The following is a 15,198-nucleotide window of genomic DNA, read 5'->3' as shown; positions in this document are numbered from 1 at the left end:
AAACCGCGATGGTCCGACTCTGCGACAATGAGCCTCCCCGCGCTGGTGCGCAATCCAATCGTTATCCGGGCACACACCGCATGCTGAACAAACTCTGGCTGGGCTTCTTCCTGACCGCCGCCGCGGCCGCGCTGTACCGCTGGCTCGCCATCGGCGACCCGGACGTGTTCCGCGCCATGGTCGCCAGCCTGTTCGACATGGCGCGCGTATCCGTCGAGGTGATGGTGCTGCTGTTCGGCACGCTGACGCTGTGGCTGGGGTTCCTGCGCATCGCCGAGGGCGCCGGGCTGGTGGAAAAACTGGCGCGGCTGCTGGGGCCGCTGTTCGCGCGCCTGATGCCCGAGGTGCCGCGCAACCACCCCGCGATCGGCTTGATCACGCTCAACTTCGCCGCCAATGGCCTGGGGCTGGACAACGCCGCCACGCCCATCGGCCTGCGCGCCATGCGCGAACTGCAATCGCTCAATCCCAAACCCGACACCGCCAGCAATGCCCAGATCCTGTTCCTGGTGCTCAACGCCTCGTCGCTGACGCTGCTGCCGGTGACGCTGTTCATGTTCCGCGCGCAGCAGGGCGCGCCCGATCCCACTCTGGTGTTCCTGCCGATCCTGCTGGCCACCAGCGCGTCGACGCTGGCGGGTTTCCTGGCGGTGGCGGCGTGCCAGCGCCTGCGCCTGATCGATCCCGTCGTGATGCTGTGGCTGGGCGGCGCGGCGCTGCTGCTGGGCGGCTTCATGGCGCTGCTGGCCAGCATGTCGGCCAGCGCCATCGCCGCGCTGTCGTCGCTGATGGGCAACCTGGCGCTGTTCGGCATCCTGCTGGCCTTTCTCATCGTCGGCGCCTGCAAGAAGGTGCCGGTGTACGAGGCCTTCATCGAAGGCGCCAAGGAAGGCTTCGACATCGCCAAGAGCCTGCTGCCGTACCTGGTGGCAATGCTGTGCGCGGTCGGCGTGCTGCGGGCCTCGGGCGCGCTGGATTTCCTGCTCGACGGCATCCGCTGGCTGGCCGCCAATGCCGGCTGGGACACGCGCTTCGTCGACGCGCTGCCCACCGCGCTGGTCAAGCCGTTCTCGGGCAGCGCGGCGCGCGCCATGATGCTCGAAACCATGACGCACTTCGGCGTGGACAGCTTCCCCGCGCTGCTGGCGGCGGTGGTGCAAGGCAGCACCGAAACCACCTTCTACGTGCTGGCGGTGTATTTCGGCTCGGTCGGCATCCTGCGCGCGCGCCACGCGGTGGGTTGCGCGCTGGTCGCCGACCTGGCCGGGGTGCTGGCGGCCATCGGCGTGTGCTACTGGTTCTTCGGTTGAACGGCGCCGGCCGCCAGCCACGCTGCCTCGACGGCGCGCCAGGCCTGCCTACAGGCACCGCGCGCCGCGAGACCGATCAATCCACCAGCAGGATCTTCATGCCGTTGGTGCCGCCGCTGTCGCGGTAGAAGTCGCCCTTGGTCAGGATGACCCAGTCGCCCTCTTTCACCAGATTGCGCTTCTTCAGCTCGTCGATGGCGGCGTTGCTGAGATCCGCCGGCTCGTAGTCCGACGGCGCGAACGGGATGGTGTAGACGCCGCGGAACATGGTCACGCGGTTCTGCGTGACGCTGTGCGGGCTGTAGCAGTAGATCGGCACGCCCGAGCGGATGCGCGACATGATCAGCGGCGTGTGGCCGCTTTCGGTCAGCGCGATGATGGCCTTGACGCCGGGGAAGTGGTTGGCCGCGTACATGGCCGCGAGCGCGATGGTTTCGTCGCAGCGCGTGAAGGTCTCGCCCAGGCGGTGGTGCGACTGCGTGCTGGTGGGATGCTTTTCCGCGCCCAGGCAGACGCGCGCCATGGCCTGCACCGTCTCGACCGGATACGAACCCGAGGCGCTCTCGGCCGACAACATTACCGCGTCGGTGTAGTCCAGCACCGCGTTGGCCACGTCCGAGACTTCGGCCCGGGTGGGCATCGGGCTGGAGATCATCGACTCCATCATCTGGGTCGCGGTGATCACCACCTTGTTCAGGGTGCGGGCGTGCTGGATGATGCGCTTCTGGATGCCGACCAGTTCGGCGTCGCCCACTTCAACGCCCAGGTCGCCGCGCGCCACCATCACGCCGTCGCTGGCGCGGATCAGCGCGTCCAGCGCCTCGTCGTCGGCCACGGCCTCGGCGCGCTCGATCTTGGCGATGATCCAGGCCTCGCTGCCGGCGGCGCGCAGCAGTTCGCGCGCCTCGTCGATATCGCTGCCATAGCGCGGGAACGACACCGCCACGTAGTCCAGCTGCATTTCGGCGGCCAGCTTGATGTCGACGCGGTCCTTGTCGGTCAGGCTCGGCGCCGACAGGCCGCCGCCGCGGCGGTTGATGCCCTTGTTGTTGGACAGCGGGCCGCCCACCGTGACGGTGGTGTGGACCTCGTCGCCCGCGACGCTGTCGACCACCAGCACCACGCGGCCGTCATCGAGCAGCAGCTCGTCGCCGACGCGGCAGTCCGTCACCAGCTCGGGATAGTCGATGCCGACGATGCTGGCCGTGCCGGCGTCCTTCGGATGCACCCGCGACAGCGTGAACGGCTGCCCGACCTGCAGCTGCACCAGCTTGTCGGTGAAGCGCGCGATGCGGATCTTGGGGCCCTGCAGGTCGCCCATGATGGCGACGAAGCGGCCCTGCCGCGCGGCGCTCTCGCGCACCAGGCGGGCGCGTTCGCGGTGGTCGTCGGCGCTGCCGTGCGAGAAGTTCAGCCGCGCCACGTCCAGGCCGGCCTTGATCATGGCGTCGATGCGCTCCGGCGTCGACGTCGAGGGGCCCAGGGTGGCGACAATTTTGGTGCGGCGCAATACAGGCATGGCGATCCACTCTCACATGAACAACGAAAGCGCTATGGTACGACGGCGGCGGACACGCGGGTATCATGATCGACATCCCGTCCCTCAACGCACCGTGGCCGACCTCGTGAAAATCGTCATCGCACCCGACTCCTTCAAGGAAAGCGTCTCCGCCCCCGACGCGGCCGCGGCCATCGCGCGCGGCGTCAAGGCCGCCTGTCCCGGCGCGCACACGGTCTGCATCCCGATGGCGGACGGCGGCGAAGGCACGGTCGAGGCGGTGCTCGCGGCGGCGGGAGGCCAGGCGCGCCAACGCACGGTCAACGATGCGCTGGGCCACAAGGTCGATGCCGTGTGGGGTTTGCTGGAAGATGGCACCGCCGTCATCGAAATGGCGGCGGCCGCCGGCCTGGAACTGATCGCGCCGTCCAGGCGCGACCCGCTGCGCGCCAGCAGTCACGGCGTGGGCGAATTGATCCTGGCGGCGCTGGACGCCGGCGCCGTGCGCATCATCCTCGGCCTGGGCGGCTCCGCCACCAACGACGGCGGCGCCGGCATGCTGACCGCGCTGGGCCTGCGCCTGCTCGACAAGGACGGCCGCAGCCTGCCTCCCGGCGGCGGCGCGCTGGGCCAGTTGGCCAGCATCGACCCACGCGGCCTCGACTCCCGGTTGGCGAACACGCGCATCATCATCGCATCCGACGTCGACAATCCACTGTGCGGCCCGCAAGGCGCCTCGCATGTCTTTGGCCCGCAGAAGGGGGCCACGCCCGAACAGGTGCAGACGCTGGACGCCATGCTCGGCCACTTTGCCGACATCTGCGCGCGCCAGCTGGGCAGCGACCGCCGCCATGACGCTGGCGCGGGCGCGGCCGGCGGCCTGGGTTTCGCCGCCAAGACCTTCCTGAACGCCGACTTCCGGCCCGGCGTCGAGATCGTCGCCGAGCTGGGCGGGCTGGCCCAGGCCATGGAAGGCGCCACGCTGGCCTTCACCGGCGAGGGCCGCATGGACGCGCAGACCCTGCGCGGCAAGACGCCCGCGGGCGTGGCCCGCATCGCGCAACAAGCCGGCGTGCCGGTGGTGGCGCTGGCCGGCTCGCTGGGCGACGGCTACGAGGCCCTGCATGCAGGCGGCATCAGCGCCGCCTTCAGCCTGGCGCCCGGTCCGATCACCCTGCAACAGGCCCTGGCCGATGCCGAACGCCTGCTGCATGACCGCGCGCGCGACGTCATGCAATTGTGGATGGCGGCGCAGAAGCGCATGCTGTAGTGGTCACCGCGTCATGACGAAAAAAAGCCCGCTGATCGCGGGCTTTTGCTTGCCTGTGGCGGCGCGGCATCAACCGCCCTGCAACACGCCGGCCTCGACCAGCGCATCCGACAGGCGGATGTAGCGGTCCACCGAGATATCCTCGGCGCGCGCGGTGGGCGCGATGTCCAGCGCCTCCCAGGGCACCTGCGGCGCCCAGTCGGCCAGCACCCGGCGCAGCATCTTGCGGCGCTGCGAGAAGGCGCGCGCCACCACGGTCTCGAACGCGCGCGCGCTGACCGGGCGCAGGCGCTCGGCCGGCAGCGGCACCATCCGCACGATCGCCGACACCACCTTGGGCGGCGGATCGAACGCCTCCGGCGGCACGTCGAACAGCTTGTGCATGCGATAGCGCGATTGCAACATCACGGACAGGCGGCTGAAATCGCCGCTGCCGGGCTGCGCGACCATGCGGTCGATCACTTCCCGCTGCAACATGAAATGCTGGTCGCGCACATGATCGGCCCAGGCCATCAGGTGGAACAGCAACGGGCTGGAGATGTTGTAGGGCAAGTTCCCGACCACCCGCAGGCCCGCGCCGAACTGCGAGAAATCCACCGTCAGCGCGTCGGCCTCGACCACCGTCAGGCGGCCTTCCTCGAATTGCTTGCGCAGGCGCGCCGCCAGGTCGCGGTCGATCTCGACCGCGGTCAGGTGATCGAGCCGTTCGAGCAAGGGCCGCGTCAGCGCCGACAGACCGGGGCCGATCTCGACCACGGTATCGCCGCGGGCGGGATTGACCGCCCGCACGATCGACTCGACCACGCTTTCGTCGGTCAGGAAGTTCTGGCCAAAGCGCTTGCGCGCCTGGTGTTGAGACATGAAAAACCCGGGCTGCGATCAGCGGTTGTTCTGGTTGATACGGTCCTGCTTTTCAAGCCGGTTGTCGATGTACGCCTGGGCGCGCAACTGATCCAGCCAGTCTTCGAAAGCGGGTTGGGCGCGGCGCTCGAACAAGGTCTGGCGCGCCTTCATGCGGGCCAGGTCGTCGGTGGCGTCGTGCTGGCGGCGCTCTTCGACCTGGATCAGGTGCCAGCCAAACGGCGTCTGGATGGGCTGGCTGATCTCGCCGGGCTTGAGCGCGTTCATGGCGGCCTCGAAGGGCGGCACGGTCTCGCCGGGGTTGAGCCAGCCCAGGTCGCCGCCCTGCGGCGCGGTCGCGTCCTGCGAATACTGGCGCGCCATGTCGTCGAACTTGGCATCGCCGGCCACCAGGCGCTGGCGCACTTGCTCCAGGCGTTGGCGCGCCTGCTCGTCGCTCATGACCGTCGAGGTCTTGATCAGGATGTGGCGCGCATGCGTCTGCATCACTTCCACCGGGCCTTGCGGCGCCTGGGCCTGCGGCTGCGGACGGGGTTGCGGCGCCGGCGTGGGAACCGGGGCGCGGGCGGTGCGGCTGGGCGCCGGCTGGGCCGTGCCACGATCCATCACCTTGAGGATATGGAAGCCGTTGCCGCTCTGGAGCAGGCCGCTGACCTGGCCCTTCTGCAGATTGGCGATGGCCTTGGCGAACAGGTCGGGCCAACCGTCCAGCGGGCGCACGCCCATGACGCCGCCCTGCAGCGCTTCGGGACCGTCCGAACTGGCGGCGGCCAGGCTGGCGAAGTCGTCGCCGCGCTTGACGCGCGCCAGCAGGTCTTCGGCCTTCTTGCGCAGCGCGGCCAGTTGCTCCGGCGACGAGCCTTCCGGCACCCGCACCAGGATCTGGGCCACGGCATAGAGCATCGGGCCGGCCGGCGCGGCGGCCTGCTCGGGCGCGGCTTCCGGTTGCGGCTGCGGCTGGGCCTGCTGCGGCGCGGCCGCGAAGGCCGGATTGCGGCGCTGGTCCTTCAGGAAGGCGTCGACCTCGGCATCGGAGATGACGATGGTGGAATCCACCGCGCGCTGACGCAGGCGGTCCGACCGGATCTCGTCCATCAACGACTTGCGGTAGCTGTCCCAGGAGACGCCGGATTTCTCGATCTCAGCGCGCAATTGCGCCACGCTGATCTTGTTGCGACCCGCGATCGTGGTGATGGCCTGATCGACCTGGGCGTCAGTGACGCGGATGCCGAGCCGGTCGGCTTCATGACGTTGCACGCGTTCCATGATCAGGCGCTGCAACACCTGATGCTGCAACGCCTTGTCGTCGGGCACCTGGATGCCACGGGTCTTCAATTCAGCGGCAATGCGCAGCGAGGCGTCGCGTAGTTCACGCAGGGTGATCACGTCTTTGTCGACCACGGCCGCGATGCCGTCGACGAACTGCTCCCCGGCGGGCGCCGGTGCGCTTTTCTGCGTGGCGGCGGGCGCGTTCTTGGTCCCCTTGCCATTCGGCTCCGCCGCATGCGCGGCGGAAAAGGCGGCGCAAACAGCCAGCAACAGCGCATTGCCGGAGAAGCGGCGCAAAGAGTGCAACCTACGCATCATTCATACCTTTCAAATGTGGTCCCGGTCGGCGCGGGCGGGGTGATGCGCGAGTAACCGGGGATACTTCTGTTCAGCAGGTTCATCGGATCGGTTCCCAGGGAACCCAGGCCGGTCAACTCGAGCTGGAAGAACAGTGCCGTATTGGCGTCGGTGGCCGACACGGCGTAGCGCTGGAAGACCATGCGGCCGACCCAGCAGCAGTCGCCCTTGTATTCGAGGCCGGCGATGGCCTGCGTGACGCGGGGCGAATCGGTGGTGCCATTGACCGTGCTGGACGGGCCGTTGCGCAAGGAATAGTCGACCCGACCCACACCGTACCAGCGCTTGGTGAACGGCCATTGCACCGCCAGACTGATCTGGTTCTGCCCTTGCGGCTGGTAGAGCACGCCGGGCTGCGGATCGCGCTGATAACGATAGGCCAGCGCCACCGTCGTCAAGCGCTGCGGCGACCAGCGGGCGCTAAGCAGCCCGCGCGACCATTGGTTGTCATAGGGGTTGTACTGCGCGGCCACGTCGGTGGTGAGGGTATCGGTCAACGCCGCGCTGGCGCCCACGAGGAAGTCCGACCGGACATTCTCGCGCGGCGTTTCTCCCGGCAAGGTGACCTTCTGATCGGCGAAGTACAGGCGCTGCGCCACGGCCACCGAGGCGCGCTCGAAACCGGTCGACGCATCGAGCCAGCGCGTGGTCAAGGCGGCAGTGAGCTGATTTGCGTTGGAAATGCGGTCCCAGCCGCCCGAGTAGATGTTCTCGTCGAAGGCCTGCGAAAAGCTGAAATCGGACAGCGACGTGTCGTAGACCGGAATCTTGGATTGGTCGCGGTACGGCACGCGCAGGTAGTACAGCCGCGGCTCCAGGGTCTGGATCGAATCCTTGCCGAACAGCGTGGTGTCGCGCTCGAAGATCAGGCCGGCATCCAGCGACATGATGGGCACCGTGCGTGACTGCGAGCGCGGATAGCCGAACGAGGTGCCGGCGTTGGCCGTGCCCGAGTTCAAACCGAGCCAGTCGCCGTTATACCAATCGGTCTGGTATTGGGTGTAATTGACTCCGGCCTTGGGAATCACGAACCAGCCCGGACGGACGATCGGATACGACACCGTCGGGTAGGTCTGCAGCCGGTCGCCGTTGGGACCGTTGCGATTGCCCAGGAACAGCGGCTTGCTGAAACGCACCGCGGTCGAGGTCCAGTCCACGTCGAAACCGCCCCAATCGTAGCGGGCGCCGCGCAGGTACAGCTCGGGCTGCTTGTCATAAGGCGGCGTCAACAGCGCATCCGGATCCTGCAGGGTCTGGTACTTGTAGACCTGCGCATAGGCGCTCCAGTACGTCGAGGACCAGCCCACCCGCGCGCGTTGCGGCAGATAGGTGGTGGACGCCTGGTTCAAACCCAGCTGCGAAATATCGCGGAAGTAATCGTTGTCCGAGACCTTGGCCACGTCCCAGTCGGCGTAGAAGCCGTTGCCGAGCAATTGCTGGTGACGCCACCAGTACATCCAGCGGTCTTCGCCACTTACGTTGTCATGCGGCAGATAGGCGCCGTAGACACTGCCCGCGTAGCTCGCCCCCAGGTAACGGAATTCCCCCCCCAGTTGCAGCCCGCGCTTGGAGAAGTAGCGCGGCTGGAGGGTTGCGTCGTAATTCGGCGCGATGTTCAGGTAGTACGGCAGCGAGAAGTCGAAACCGCCTTTGCTGGTGGTGCCGTAGGTCGGCATCAGGAAACCCGACTTGCGCTCCTTCTTGACCGGGAAGGTCATGTAGGGCGAAGCCAGGATCGGCACGTCCTTGAAGTACAGCACGCCATTGCGCGCCACGCCTTCGTTTTCGTCGAAGTCGATGTCGACCGTGTTGGCCTTGATGTACCACGACGGCGTCTCGCACGAGCAGCCGCTGTAGGTCACCGTGTGCAGCCGCATCTGCGACTTGCTGAAGATGTCGGCTTTGTCGGCCACGGCGAAGCCGCCGGTGGCGCCGAGCCAGAAATTCGGCTTTTCGACTTCGCCCGAATACTTGTCGACGTTGAACTTGGCGTTGGGCCCGGTGACCAGCGTGCCATCGCGCATCATGCGGGCGTTGCCCTGCACGTCGACCTCGCCGGTGTCCTTGCGGTAGTTGATGCGGTCGCCCTTGATCACGCCGTCGATGCGGCGAACCTGCGCCGCGCCGGTCAGGGTCAGGTCGGAATCCGGATCACCCTCGATGGTGTCCGCTTCCATATAGGCGGGAATGTTGCCGTCCGGCAGGCGGTGCATCCGCAGTCCGGGGGACGTGCGCAGCTCGGGGGCCGCGGTGATCGACGTCGCCGAGGAAGCCGAACCTTGGCTGCCCTGGGCCTGAACGGCCCCGGCGACGCTGATAGCAGATAGGATCAACCACCGAACCTTGCGCACGAGTGAAAACAGCCCTTTTTTACGATGGGGGAACCAGGCAAAGGCGCCCGGGAAGGGCCAATGCTAACGGAAACGAGCCGGTATTATAGAGAAGCCGCGCCAGACGCCCAGCCTTATGTGCGCGCAACCCATTTTTCCGCAATATTGCACTTCTGACACGGATCTTCCTTGAAAAACGATCATGACCCCCGCCTGGAGCAGATCCGCGCCTGGCTGCAAGGCCTGCCCGCCGCGTTGGGACTGGCGGTGGATACCCTGCGCCCCGCCTCCGCCGACGCCAGCTTCCGCCGCTATTTCCGCCTGGACGCCGCCGGTCGTACCCTGATTGTGATGGACGCCCCGCCCCAGCATGAAGATTGCCGCCCCTTCCTGCATGTGGACCAGCTTCTGAGCGACGCCGGCCTGAACGTGCCCGCCGTCATCGAGCAGGACCTCGGCCAGGGGCTGCTGCTGTTGTCCGACCTGGGCGAGCAGACCTATTACCAGCGCATCCAGGACGGCGTGGACGACGCCAGCCTGCAATCGATGTACCGCGACGCCCTGGCGGCGCTGGTGCGCCTGCAGCAGGCCAGGACCACCGGCCTGGCCCACTACGACAGCGCGCGGCTGGCCGAAGAACTCAAGCTGTTTCCCGAGTGGTACGTACAGAAGCACCACGGCGCCACGCTCGACGACAAGACCGCCCAGGCGCTGGAAAAGATCTTCGCCCTGCTCTCGGCCAGCAATGGCAACCAGCCCACGGTGCTGGTGCATCGCGACTACCATTCGCCCAACCTGATGGTCTGCGACCAGCCGCAATACGGCCCCAACCCCGGCGTCATCGATTTCCAGGACGCCCTGGCCGGCCCCATCACCTATGACCTGGCGTCGCTGGTGACGGATGCCCGGACCACCTGGGAAGAGCCCCAGCAGCTCGACTGGGCCATCCGCTACTGGGAAATGGCGCGCGCGGCCGGGTTGCCGGTCGACGCCGATTTCGCCGAGTTCCACCGCGCCTACGAATGGATGGGCCTGCAGCGCAACCTGCGCATCCTGGGCGTGTTCGCGCGCCTGAACCACCGCGACGGCAAGGCCCACTACCTGGCCCATATGCCGCGGGTGAACGGCTACGTGCGCCAGGTGGCGCAGCGCTACGGCGTCTTCACGCCCCTGCTGCGCCTGCTGGACAGGCTCGACGACCGCCAGGTCAGCGTCGGATACACCTTCTGATGCGCGCCATGATCCTCGCCGCGGGCCGCGGCGAACGCATGCGTCCGCTGACCGACCGGCTGCCCAAGCCGCTGCTGCCGGTCGGCGGCAAGCCGCTGATCGCCTGGCACCTGGAACGGCTGGCCGCGGCCGGCTTCCGGGACGTTGTCATCAACCACGCCTGGCTCGGCCACGAGATCGAGCGCGCCCTGGCCGACGGCGCCGCCTTCGGCCTGCGGATCCGTTATTCCCCCGAGGCCGCCGCCCTGGAAACCGCCGGCGGCATTGCCCAGGCGCTGCCGCTGCTGGGACCGGATCCGTTCCTCGTCATCAACGGCGACATCTGGTGCGACTGGAACCCGGCCGCCGCCCCCGCCCTGGCAACCGCGCTGCCCGCGGGCGGCGCCTGGCTGCTGATGGTCGACAATCCGCCGCAACATCCCCTCGGCGATTTCGCGCTGGACCGCGACGGCCGCGTCCGCGCTGACGGCGAACCCCGTTTGACCTTCTCCGGCATCGGCGTCTACCATCCCATGCTATTCGCGGGCGTGGCCCGCGGCACGGCCGCGCGGCTCGCACCGCTGCTGCGGCAGGCCATGGAGCACGATCACGTCCGCGGCGCGCGCCATACCGGCCGCTGGGTCGACGTCGGCACCCCCCAACGGCTGGCAGACCTCGATGCCGAGCTCGGTTCCAGTCCGGCCTGAGGTCCGCTCGATGCCCACATATTTCACAATATCAAGGTGCGCAACCAGGCTTGTCCGCGTACCCATCGCGCCCGGTTAACCGGGTATTCTCTGACGCTTTGGCCAGTGCGCGCGGCGCGCGGCCAAGCACAACACACAGGACGTTTTCTAGGAATGGGGATGTTTGGAAGATCGCAACGGGCCGTATTCAAGCCCTCCGTATACCAACCCGGCCAACGCACGCGCCGCATGCCGCGCTGGCTGGTCCTGCTGCTGGTGGGCATCGCCCTCGGCGCGGGCGGCGTGCTCTTCCTGCAGACCAACTACGGCCCGCAGCGGCTGACCGTCGAGCAATCCGAACAACTGCACACCGAACTCAGCGCCTCCAAGCTGGAAAACCAGCGCCTGCAAAGCCAGCTCGAAGAAGCCACGCAGCAGCGCGACGCCAACAAATCCGGCCATGAAAAGCTCACCGCGGACCTGGCCGACGCCCGCGCCAAGCTGGACACGTTGAACAAGGAACTGGTGCTGTTCCAGGACGCCATGCCGCCCGATCCGCGCGGCGGCAACCTGGGCATCCGCTCGGCCACCTTCAAGCGCCAGCCCGGCCTGCTCGACTACCAGGTGCTGGTGATGCGCGAAGAGCGCACCGGCGCGCCCTTCAAGGGCACGCTCACCTTCTCGATCGATGGCAGCTACTCCAATGGCCGCGCCGCCACCGTCACGCCGGAAGGCCCCGCCCTCAACGTCGACCGTTACGACTACGCCCTGGGCCAGTTGAAGTTGCCGGACGGCTTCACGCCCAAGGTCGTGGTGCTGCGCGTCATGGACGGCAACCAGAAACAGCAGGCGATGCGCATCTATTACGTACGCAACTGAAGTGCGCAACTGAACGCCATCGCGCCACACGGAACCCGCCCTCGCCGGCGGTTTTTTTTTGGTCCAGTCGAAATGGTTGCGCACTCAACCATTTCGATTATATAGTTGCGCAAACAACCAACTATCGGAGACCTGATGACACTGCCTGCCCACGTGCCCGTCCTGATCGTCGGCGGCGGTCCGGTGGGGCTCACCCTGGCCGCCCTGCTCGCGCACTACGGCATCGCCTCGCTCACGCTGGAAGCCGACGACGGCTATTGCGACGGCAGCCGCGCCATCTGCATCTCGCGCCGCTCGCAGGAAATACTCGGCTGGATCGGCGCCGACGCGGCGCTCAATGCCACCGGACTGCCCTGGACCGGCGGCCGCAGCTACTACCGCGACCGCGAAGTGCTGCACTTCGAAATGCCGCACGACCCGCTGCAGCGCTTCGCGCCCATGGTCAACATCCAGCAGTACTTCGTCGAGGAATACGCCCATCAGGCCTTGCAGCGCCAGCCAGGCCCGGCGGCACTGCATTGGTCCGCCCGCGCCGTCGGCGTGCGCTCGACGGCGGACGGCGTGCAGGTCGATGTGGACATCGCCGGACACCGCCATGCCTTGCGGGCCGACTGGCTGGTGGCCTGCGATGGCGGGCGCAGCAGCGTGCGCGAAGCGCTCGGCCTGAAGCTGGAGGGCATGCAATACGAAGGCCGCTACGTCATCGTCGATATCGAGCAGGCGTCCCACCGGCCGGTGGAACGCCTGGCCTGGTTCGATCCGCCCTCCAATCCCGGCTCGACGCTGTTGATGCACCGCCAACCCGGCAATGTCTGGCGGGTGGACTATCAGATCCGCGACGACGAAGACGCGGCCGACGCCGTCGCCCCCGGCAACGTGCTGCCCCGCGTGCAGAGCCATCTGGACATGATTGGCGAAACAGCGCCATGGAAGCCGCTCTGGATCTCGCTCTACAACGCCAAATGCCTGACGCTGGAGCGCTACCGCCATGGCCGCGTGCTGTTCGCGGGCGACGCCGCCCACCTGGTGCCGATCTTCGGCGTGCGCGGCCTGAATTCGGGCCTGGACGATGCCGGCAACCTGGCCTGGAAGCTGGCCTGGGTCCTGCGCGGCCAGGCGCCCGACAGCCTGCTCGACAGCTACAGCGACGAACGCGTCCACGCCACCCGCCAGAACCTGGCCTACGGCGCCAAGAGCACCGAATTCATGGCGCCCCCCGACTTCGGCTTTCGGCTGATGCGCGAGGCCGCGCTGCGGCTGGCCTTGAGCGACGAGCGGGTGCGGCCGCTGATCAATCCGCGCCAGTCCGCCCCCATCTCCTACGAGGGCTCGCCGCTGAACCTGGCGGACGATGCCGCCGCGCAGCCCCTGGCCGCCGCGCCCGGCCAGCCGGCTCCCGACCTGCTGCTGGCCGATGCCGACGCCGTTCCGCGCTACCTCAGCGCTTGTTTCGGCCAGGGCTTCGTGCTGCTGGCCTGCGCGCCGGATGCGGCGATGGCCGCTGGCCTGCAAAGGCTGGCCGCCGCCACCCGCCAGGCCCCCGGCCCGCTGGTCACGATCGTGGTGGGCGGGCCCGCGCCGGGCGCCTGGAGCGATCCGCACGGGCATCTGCACGACCGCTTTGGCGCGCAACCCGGCACGGCCTGGCTGCTGCGCCCGGACGGCTACGTGATGGGCCGCTGGGCCATGCCCGACGCAACGTCCCTGCGCGCCGCACTGGCGCCCTACTACCCCATGCTCGAATCGTCCCGCCAGGAGACACAACCATGAACGACGACCAACTGGACCAGGTCTACACCCGGATGGCGCAGGCCCTGACACGGGTGGGCGAAGCGCGGGCGCCGCTGTTCCTGTCGATCCTGGGCCTGTCGGCGCTGGCGCGCCTGCCCGACGCCCAGGCGGCCTCGGCCTTGCTGGCGCAGGCCGAGGCCGCGTGCGCCGCCCCTGTGGCAAACTATCCCGCCGCCACCGCCGACAGCCCGACGTGACCACGCCCGCCCTCGAACGATTCCTGACCTATCGCCTCCACGTGATCAACAAGATCACCGACCGGGACACGAATCGCGCCTACCTGGAAGATTGCGGCATCCCGCTGGGGGAAGCGCGCTGCCTGGCGGCCATCGGCCGCTACGCGCCGCTATCGGTCAACGACCTGGCCCGGGCCGCCAACCTGAACAAGGGCCAGGCCAGCCGCTCGGCCCAGGCCCTGGCCGGGCGCGGGCTGATCGAGAAAAAGGATTCGGCCGCGGACGGCCGCGGCGTCGTGCTGTCCCTGACCCCCACCGGCCAGGCGCAGTATCGACGCATCATCGACCTGATCGCGCGCCGCAACCAGGATATCTTCGGCTGCCTGAGCGCCGAAGAGCAACGCCAATTGGGCGACATGCTCGACCGCCTGATCGCGCACCAGCGCGAACGCCCCGAGGCGCCGCAAGACTGAGCGCCGCCGGCTCGTCCGCCCGCCGGCGGGCGGGCGGACTGCCTTCCCGCTGCGTTCTAGATGCCTGCTTTCGGCGCGGTCGCGCCCATCTGCGCGGCGGCCTCGTCCATGAATTGCGCCATGCGCACATCCAGCTCGGTCACGCCGCCCGCGTCATGCGTGGTCAACATGACGTCCACCCGGTTGTAGACATTGGTCCATTCGGGGTGGTGATTGAGCTTCTCGGCGAACATGGCCACGCGCGCCATGAAGCCGAAAGCGGCGTTGAAATTGGGGAACCGGAAGCGCTTTTCGATGGCGTCGCGCATCGCCACCGCCTGCCAACCGGATAGGGCGGCGACCGCGGTGTCGGTGCCAATGCGGGCTGGGGGGAACATGCTCATGGTGAACTCCGCTACGACTTGACCGCGTACAGATAGACTTCGACCCGGCGATTCAGCGCCCGGCCTTCGGCGGTGGCATTGTCGCCGATCGGATCGCTGGGTCCGCGTCCCTCGACCGAAAGCCGTGTCGCCGCCACGCCCTGGCGCGACAGATAATCCGTCACGCTGCGCGCCCGGTTCACCGACAGGGTCTGGTTGTGCGCCAACGCGCCCGTGCTGTCGGTATGGCCCACCACCTTGGCGCGCAACTCGGGATGCTGGTTGAGCGAACGCGCCACGCTGTCCAGCACCGGCAGCAACGCCGGCTTGAGATCGGTCTTGTCGGTGTCGAAGGACACATTGCTGGGAATATTGACCTTCAGGCTGCCATCCGGCATTTCGACCACGTCGATGCCCAGCGAAGTCGCGCCCGACCGCTGCACATCGTCCTTCACCACCTTCCAGTTGTAGCCGATCAGGCCGCCGGCCACCGCGCCGATGCCGGCGCCCACGGCCGCGCCGGTGCCATGGCCGATCAGGGCGCCGATGCCGGCCCCCACGGCGGCGCCGGCCCCGGTCCCCACGGCGGTATTGGTTTGCTGCTGGGTGGCGCAACCCGCCAGCAGGGCGCCCGATGCCGCGACTACAGCGATACGCTTGAGCATTGTTCTTGAGTGCATGACAACCTCCACGATCCTGTCGGTGCGCCGGCACCATGCCGGCAGGA

14 protein-coding genes are annotated in these 15,198 nt (G+C 67.9%); 8 read left to right on the top strand and 6 right to left on the bottom strand.

Annotation, left to right across the window (positions count from 1 at the left end; genetic code table 11):
- Positions 1–80 precede the first annotated feature (80 nt).
- Positions 81–1,310: a nucleoside recognition domain-containing protein gene (locus ACVN9Z_RS11705; protein ID WP_006388852.1), complete on the top strand. Its 1,230-nt coding sequence runs from the start codon at positions 81–83 to the stop codon at positions 1,308–1,310.
- Positions 1,311–1,386: 76 nt separating this feature from the next.
- On the opposite strand, the gene pyk is transcribed toward ACVN9Z_RS11705, so the two are convergent.
- Positions 1,387–2,829, bottom strand: coding sequence for a pyruvate kinase (pyk, locus tag ACVN9Z_RS11700; RefSeq protein ID WP_047992620.1), 1,443 nt, complete (start codon positions 2,827–2,829; stop codon positions 1,387–1,389).
- Positions 2,830–2,935: 106 nt separating this feature from the next.
- Here pyk and ACVN9Z_RS11695 point away from each other — a divergent pair, with 106 nt between their 5' ends.
- The gene (locus ACVN9Z_RS11695; protein WP_045953353.1) at positions 2,936–4,078 is read left to right on the top strand and encodes a glycerate kinase; all 1,143 of its coding nucleotides are present in this window, start codon (positions 2,936–2,938) and stop codon (positions 4,076–4,078) included.
- Positions 4,079–4,147: 69 nt separating this feature from the next.
- Here ACVN9Z_RS11695 and rsmA read toward each other — a convergent pair whose 3' ends face one another.
- From rsmA to ACVN9Z_RS11680, 3 genes are read right to left on the bottom strand one after another with little or no spacing between them, the layout of a single operon-like run.
- Positions 4,148–4,939 carry a 16S rRNA (adenine(1518)-N(6)/adenine(1519)-N(6))-dimethyltransferase RsmA gene (rsmA, locus tag ACVN9Z_RS11690; RefSeq protein WP_024067780.1) on the bottom strand — a complete coding sequence of 264 codons (792 nt, stop codon included), beginning with the start codon at positions 4,937–4,939 and terminating at the stop codon, positions 4,148–4,150.
- 18 nt (positions 4,940–4,957) lie between these two features.
- A complete protein-coding gene (locus tag ACVN9Z_RS11685) occupies positions 4,958–6,526 on the bottom strand; it encodes a peptidylprolyl isomerase (RefSeq protein ID WP_047992622.1) in 1,569 nt (522 codons plus the stop codon).
- On the bottom strand, positions 6,523–8,916 hold the full coding sequence (locus ACVN9Z_RS11680) for an LPS-assembly protein LptD (RefSeq protein ID WP_458213402.1): 2,394 nt from the start codon (positions 8,914–8,916) through the stop codon (positions 6,523–6,525). The genes ACVN9Z_RS11685 and ACVN9Z_RS11680 overlap by 4 nt, the downstream gene beginning before the upstream one ends.
- Before the next feature lie 168 nt (positions 8,917–9,084).
- Between ACVN9Z_RS11680 and ACVN9Z_RS11675 the strand changes: the two genes are divergently transcribed.
- From ACVN9Z_RS11675 to ACVN9Z_RS11650, 6 genes are all read left to right on the top strand, one after another.
- Complete coding sequence (locus tag ACVN9Z_RS11675; protein WP_054516337.1) at positions 9,085–10,125, top strand: aminoglycoside phosphotransferase family protein; 1,041 nt, start codon at positions 9,085–9,087, stop codon at positions 10,123–10,125.
- The gene (gene murU, locus ACVN9Z_RS11670) at positions 10,125–10,811 is read left to right on the top strand and encodes an N-acetylmuramate alpha-1-phosphate uridylyltransferase MurU (protein ID WP_054444384.1); all 687 of its coding nucleotides are present in this window, start codon (positions 10,125–10,127) and stop codon (positions 10,809–10,811) included. The genes ACVN9Z_RS11675 and murU overlap by 1 nt, the downstream gene beginning before the upstream one ends.
- Before the next feature lie 159 nt (positions 10,812–10,970).
- Complete coding sequence (locus tag ACVN9Z_RS11665; protein WP_006388844.1) at positions 10,971–11,669, top strand: DUF6776 family protein; 699 nt, start codon at positions 10,971–10,973, stop codon at positions 11,667–11,669.
- Positions 11,670–11,804: 135 nt separating this feature from the next.
- Positions 11,805–13,439, top strand: coding sequence for an FAD-dependent monooxygenase (locus tag ACVN9Z_RS11660; protein WP_150101516.1), 1,635 nt, complete (start codon positions 11,805–11,807; stop codon positions 13,437–13,439).
- Positions 13,436–13,657 (top strand): hypothetical protein, encoded by a 222-nt coding sequence (locus ACVN9Z_RS11655; protein ID WP_173000778.1) that lies wholly within the window; start codon positions 13,436–13,438, stop codon positions 13,655–13,657. The genes ACVN9Z_RS11660 and ACVN9Z_RS11655 overlap by 4 nt, the downstream gene beginning before the upstream one ends.
- Positions 13,654–14,109: a MarR family winged helix-turn-helix transcriptional regulator gene (locus ACVN9Z_RS11650; RefSeq protein ID WP_006388841.1), complete on the top strand. Its 456-nt coding sequence runs from the start codon at positions 13,654–13,656 to the stop codon at positions 14,107–14,109. Before ACVN9Z_RS11655 ends, ACVN9Z_RS11650 begins: the two co-directional genes overlap by 4 nt.
- Positions 14,110–14,165: 56 nt before the next feature.
- Here ACVN9Z_RS11650 and ACVN9Z_RS11645 read toward each other — a convergent pair whose 3' ends face one another.
- Together ACVN9Z_RS11645 and ACVN9Z_RS11640 are read right to left on the bottom strand one after the other, a co-directional pair.
- Positions 14,166–14,492, bottom strand: coding sequence for a 4a-hydroxytetrahydrobiopterin dehydratase (locus ACVN9Z_RS11645; RefSeq protein ID WP_150101517.1), 327 nt, complete (start codon positions 14,490–14,492; stop codon positions 14,166–14,168).
- A gap of 11 nt (positions 14,493–14,503) precedes the next feature.
- Complete coding sequence (locus ACVN9Z_RS11640) at positions 14,504–15,151, bottom strand: OmpA family protein (RefSeq protein WP_026382362.1); 648 nt, start codon at positions 15,149–15,151, stop codon at positions 14,504–14,506.
- Positions 15,152–15,198: the final 47 nt, after the last annotated feature.

This window comes from Achromobacter sp. KK8, assembly GCF_054188005.1.
The sequence above is the reverse complement of the archived record's forward strand: the minus strand, read 5'-3'. Positions and strand labels throughout refer to the sequence as shown.